The organism is Alcanivorax sp. HI0083 (assembly GCF_001635175.1).
The window spans coordinates 1-5,390 of the sequence record NZ_LWFX01001078.1; the positions used below are offsets into that span (position 1 = coordinate 1).

Consider the following 5,390-nt stretch of genomic DNA (forward strand, 5'->3'; position numbering starts at 1 on the left):
CGGCACATGGCACTGGGAGGAGTTTCCCCCAGTGCCTATGCTGCGACCGTTTAATCATTAGGTGTCTACTAAATCGGGGGCACTCCAGGGCGTTTTACGCCCCGTTTTGCTGAATCTAGAAACTGTCTTTTCGCTGTCAATTGTCAACTGTCCACTGTCAACTATGTTCTATCGCGGACGTTTCGCCCCCACCCCCTCCGGCCCGTTGCACTTCGGCTCACTGGTGGCGGCCCTGGCCAGCTGGCTGGACGCTCGCTATCAAGGCGGGCAGTGGCTGGTTCGCATTGACGATCTCGATCCTCCCCGGGAGATGCCGGGTGCCGCGGATCATATTCTGGCGCAACTGGAGGCGTTCGGCCTGCACTGGGACGAAACCGTGCGTTACCAGAGCCGGCGCGGCGAGGCCTACCAGGCAGCAGTGACACAGTTGCTCGACACCGGCCACGCCTTTCACTGCCGCATGACCCGCAAGGAACTGGCCCCCCTGGATCACTGCCATCCCGGTATCGCCGCCGCCGTTCCCGCCGGCAGCGACACAGCGATTCGCCTGCATGTGCCAGACCGGCGGCTCTGTTACCCCGATGGCATCCAAGGACAAGTCTGCAATAACCTCCACCGTGATGGTGGCGCCTTCGTAATACGCCGCCGCGACGGCCTGTTCGGTTACCAGCTGGCCTGCGCCCTGGATGATGCCGATGACAACATTACCCATGTACTGCGCGGTGCCGATCTGCTTGATTCCACTCTGCGTCAGCGCTGGCTGCTGGAATGCCTGGGCCGGCCAGTGCCGGATTATGCCCACCTGCCGGTGGTAATGAATGGTCGTGATACCAAGCTGTCCAAATCCAGTGGTAGCGAAGCGCTGGACCTCGCTCGGGCCAGCCAGCTACTCGCCGCCGCATTTAGCTACATGGGCCTGCAGCTCCCCATCGATATGCATGGAGCCAGCCCCACAACCATGCTGGCATGGGCGAAAGCCCATTACCCCGAACACCAGTGGCCACCCGGCCGCCAACAACCGTTACCGGCATCTTCCTTGTAAGATTGCTGAAATCATCTCGTCAATCACTTCCGCGATTAACCTTTTTGTTCGCGGCTCAAGCGCCACTCCTACCCACAAAACGTGCTTTTCGCCTTTCGCTGTCAACTTTCAACTATCCACTGTCCACTTTGCGTTCCCGCTTTTACACGCCTCCCCCACCTGACGTATGCTCTTGCACCAGAGGGCCTTAACCACCTATGTATACTGATCGCCTGCTTATTATTTTTATTCTCGGCACCTACTTGCTGTCCCCTGCCATTATTGATTGGTGGAGCGAAGGGGGCCGCGCTTGGTATCGGCCCTACCTGATCTGGCTGGGACTGATCGCGCTGAGCTACTGGATCGCCAAGAGCAAGGATGTCGATGGTCTATAGTGTCAGCGACCTCATCCTGATTGCCTGTGGCTACCTGTTTTTTCTTTTCATGGTGGCCTGGATCACCGAACGCGGCTGGTTACCCGCAAGGTTGGTGCGGCACCCGGCGGTATATGTATTCTCACTCGGGGTCTACGCCAGCGCCTGGGCGGTGTACGGCTCAGTGGGGTACGCCTATCAGTACGGCTATAATTTTCTGTCCTACTTTCTCGGCATCTCCGGCGTGTTCCTGTTGGCGCCAATTCTGCTGGCGCCTATCCTGCGCCTGACCACCACCTACCAGTTAAGCTCCCTGGCGGATTTGTTTGCCTTCCGCTATCGCAGCCGCCTGGCTGGCGCCATGACCACCATCATCATGCTCATCGGCGTGTTACCGCTGCTGGCGCTGCAATTGAAAGCCGTCGCCGAGTCCATCCAGATTCTCAGCGGTACCGCCGACCCCCGCGACCTGGCCGCCGGCTTCTGCCTGATGATGGTGATCTTCGCCATTCTGTTCGGCGCCCGCCACGCCACCGCCCGGGAAAAACACGAAGGGCTGGTGGTGGCCATCGCCATGGAATCACTGATCAAGCTGCTGGCTTTCGGGGCCGTGGCCCTGCTGGGCCTGTATGGCGTTTTTGATGGCCCGGAAAGTCTGGGCAATTGGCTGGACGACCACCCGGAAATGCTTTCGCGGCTCTATTACCCGCTACAGGATGGCACCTGGCACTCCATGATCATGGCATTCTTCGTGTCCGCCGTAGTGCTCCCCCACATGTTCTACATGGCGTTCACCGAAAACCTGAACCCCCGCGCCCTGATCACCGCCAGCTGGGCACTGCCGCTGATGTTCCTGGTCATGGCCCTGTGCGTGCCGGTCATTCTGTGGGCTGCTGCCGCCAGCAATGCCCCCACCTCACCGGACTACTATGCACTGGGCATTGGCATGGTCACCGGCGGGCACGGCGCCATCCTCGGCTATATTGCCGGCCTGGCCGGTGCCAGCGGCATGCTGATTGTGGCTACCCTGGCCCTGTCCGGCATGTGCCTGAATCATCTGGTACTGCCTGCCAGCCCGTTGCATCAGGGCAAGAACCTCTACCGCAACCTGCTGTGGACCCGACGTATTCTGATCGCCGCCATTCTCGCCCTGGCCTATCTGTTTTATCGCTTCACCGGCACCGAGCACACCCTGGTAGAACTGGGCGTGCTGTCTTTCGTGGCCACGCTGCAATTTGTTCCCGGGCTGATCGGCGCCCTGTTCTGGCCCTCCGGCAACCGCAATGGTCTGTTCGCCGGCCTTGTCGTGGGCTTCCTGTTATGGCTGCTATTACTGCTGCTCCCCATCACCTACCCGCAATGGCAATTTCAGGGCTTGATGGAATTGCTGGGCATGCGGTTCCAGACCGGCGCCAGCCAATGGCACCACGTGGCCATCGCGTCAGTCACCGCCAACACCTTGATCTACGCCATCGTCTCCATTGTCACGCCCATGTCCCGCGCCGAACAGAACGCGGCGCAAGCCTGCGCAGTGGACAGTTTGCGCCGCCCCTATCGCTGGGAACTGGAAGCCAAGAGTGTAGATGATTTCATTGATGCGCTGACCCAGCCCCTGGGGCCGATTACCGCTACCCGGGAAGTGGAAATGGCGCTGCGGGATTTACGTCTGCCACGCACCGAAACCCGGCCCTACGCCCTGCGGCGTTTGCGCGACCAGCTGGAGACCAACCTGTCAGGCCTGCTGGGGCCGTCGGTTTCCCATCAGTTGATGGACGATCACCTGCCTTACTTGCCTGAAGAGGAACAAAGCTCCAGCGAAGACATCCAGTTTATCGAGTCACGACTGGAGCAATATCGCGACCGGCTCTCCGGGCTGGCCGCAGAGCTGGACGGCCTGCGACGCTTCCACCGCCAGACCTTGCTGGAGCTGCCCATGGGGGTCATTTCCCTGGGCGCCGACCGGGAAATCATTGGCTGGAACCGGGCCATGGAAGAACTCACCGGCATCACCGCCGCCGACACCATCGGCTCCCGGCTGGCGGATCTGGACCCGCCCTGGGGCGATTTCCTGACGCAGTTCAGCCACGACGACAACCCGCACCAGCCACAACAATCGCTGGAAGTGGACCGGCAGACTCGCTGGCTCAGCCTGCATAAATCCGAAGTGCTGGGCACCGGCACCTCGGAGCAGGCTGGCGGGCAGGTAGTGGTGATTGAAGACATTACTGAACTGCGCCACATGGAAGCGCACCTGGCCCACAATGAGCGGCTCGCCTCCATCGGCCGGCTCGCCGCCGGGGTAGCCCACGAGATTGGCAACCCGGTGACCGCCATCGCTTGCCTGGCACAAAACCTGGACAGCGAAACCGATGCAGAGGAACAGCTGGAATCCAGCCAACAGATCCTTGAACAGACTCGCCGCATCACCCGCATCGTGGAATCGCTGGTGACTTTCAGCCATTCCGGCGGCATCAAACATAGCCAGCATGTGCCCGTGAATATCCGCGACACCGTGGACGAAGCCGTATCCTTGCTACTGCTCGACCCGGACCACCGCCAGCAACCCTTCAATAACCAGTGCGAACCGGAACACTGGGTGCAAGGCGACCCACAACGCCTGCTGCAGGTCTTCATCAACCTGCTGGGCAATGCCGCCGACGCCAGTGCCGACAAACAGCCAGTCATTATTCGCTGTGAAGCCGCCGATGAGGTGCTGGATGTGATTGTGGAGGATCAGGGCCACGGCATCCCCGATGAACTGCGCGACGCCCTGTTTGAACCCTTTGTCACCAGTAAGCCACCGGGGCGGGGAACAGGCCTTGGGTTAGCGCTGGTTTACAGTATTATCGAAGAACACCTGGGCGCGATTCGAGTGGAGAGCCCGATCACCGAACAGGGCGGCACCCGGTTTATTATTCGGCTTCCCATGCACGCCCCGACATCCGGTGTGTAATGCGCCATTGAAAGACAGGACAGGATCAAGTCATTCATGAGTCACATTCTGATTGTTGAAGATGAGCCGGTAATTCGCGGCGCCCTGCGCAAGCTGCTGGTGCGCCACGAACATTCGGTTGAAGAAGCGGAATCCGTGGAGCAGGCCCGCGAGTACAGCCTCAATCAGTTCGACCTGATAATCAGCGACCTGCGCCTGCCCGGCGAACCCGGCACCACACTTATAGAAGCGGCCGGCATCACACCGGTGCTGATCATGACCAGTTATGCCAGCCTGCGCTCCGCAGTGGATGCCATGCGACAGGGCGCCGTGGACTACATCCCCAAACCCTTCGATCACGACGAAATGTTGCTCGCCGTGGATCGGGTATTGAAAGAAGGCCGCCTGAACCGGGGCAACCGGGCCCTGCGCCGGGACCTGGAACGCAGCTTCCCGGTACGCAACATGATCGGCAACAGCGAGGCCATGGAAGAGCTGAAACACCGCATTGGCCGCGTGGGACCGACCAACACCCCGGTGCTGATCATGGGCGAAGCCGGCACCGGCAAAGAGCTCACCGCCCGCGCCCTGCATGAGCACAGCGAGCGAGGCAATGGCCCGCTGGTCTCGGTGCAATGCGCGGCGCTGCCCCAGGCCCTGCAGCTCACAGAACTATTCGGCGATCACGAACAGCCCGGCCGCATTGAAGAAGCCGACGGCGGCACCCTGTTTCTGGATGAAGTGGGCGAACTGACCAGCGAAGTACAAAGTCGCCTGCTGACCCTGCTGACCCATCACGAAATCCACCGTCAGGGCTCCCTGTCACCCCGCCGGGTAGATGTGCGCATTCTCGCCAGCAGCCAGCTGGACCTGCCCGGCCGGGTCGCCGACGGCAGCTTCCGCCAGGATCTTTACTATCGGCTGAACGTCATGGAACTGACCCTGCCGCCGCTTAACGATCGTCAGGAAGACCTGGAACCCCTGGCCAATGCCCTGCTGGCCCGGGGCTGCGAAAAGCTCAACCGTCCGGACCTGCACTTCACCCCGGAAGCCCTGCAAGCCA

Annotated in this window: 4 protein-coding genes; all 4 read left to right on the forward strand. The window is 60.8% G+C overall.

Annotated elements, in window-relative coordinates:
* Positions 1 to 163 precede the first annotated feature (163 nt).
* Entirely contained in the window at positions 164 to 1,042 is an 879-nt protein-coding gene (gene gluQRS / locus A3754_RS14295; RefSeq protein WP_063520233.1) for a tRNA glutamyl-Q(34) synthetase GluQRS, read from the forward strand.
* Between the two features lie 197 nt (positions 1,043 to 1,239).
* Positions 1,240 to 1,416 (forward strand): hypothetical protein, encoded by a 177-nt coding sequence (locus A3754_RS27755; protein ID WP_007149317.1) that lies wholly within the window; start codon positions 1,240 to 1,242, stop codon positions 1,414 to 1,416.
* Positions 1,406 to 4,348, forward strand: a complete 2,943-nt coding sequence (locus A3754_RS14300; RefSeq protein WP_156497001.1) for a sensor histidine kinase — start codon at positions 1,406 to 1,408, stop codon at positions 4,346 to 4,348. Before A3754_RS27755 ends, A3754_RS14300 begins: the two co-directional genes overlap by 11 nt.
* 36 nt (positions 4,349 to 4,384) lie before the next feature.
* Positions 4,385 to 5,390 (forward strand): sigma-54 dependent transcriptional regulator (locus A3754_RS14305; RefSeq protein ID WP_063520235.1); only part of this gene is annotated, 1,006 nt, incomplete at its 3' end.

Excerpts from the sequence above, each read along its gene's own strand:
- gluQRS (WP_063520233.1), top strand. The coding sequence starts at position 164 with ATGTTCTATCGCGGACGTTTCGCCCCCACCCCCTCCGGCCCGTTGCAC.
- A3754_RS14300 (WP_156497001.1), top strand. The coding sequence starts at position 1,406 with ATGGTCTATAGTGTCAGCGACCTCATCCTGATTGCCTGTGGCTACCTG.
- A3754_RS27755 (WP_007149317.1), top strand. The coding sequence starts at position 1,240 with ATGTATACTGATCGCCTGCTTATTATTTTTATTCTCGGCACCTACTTG.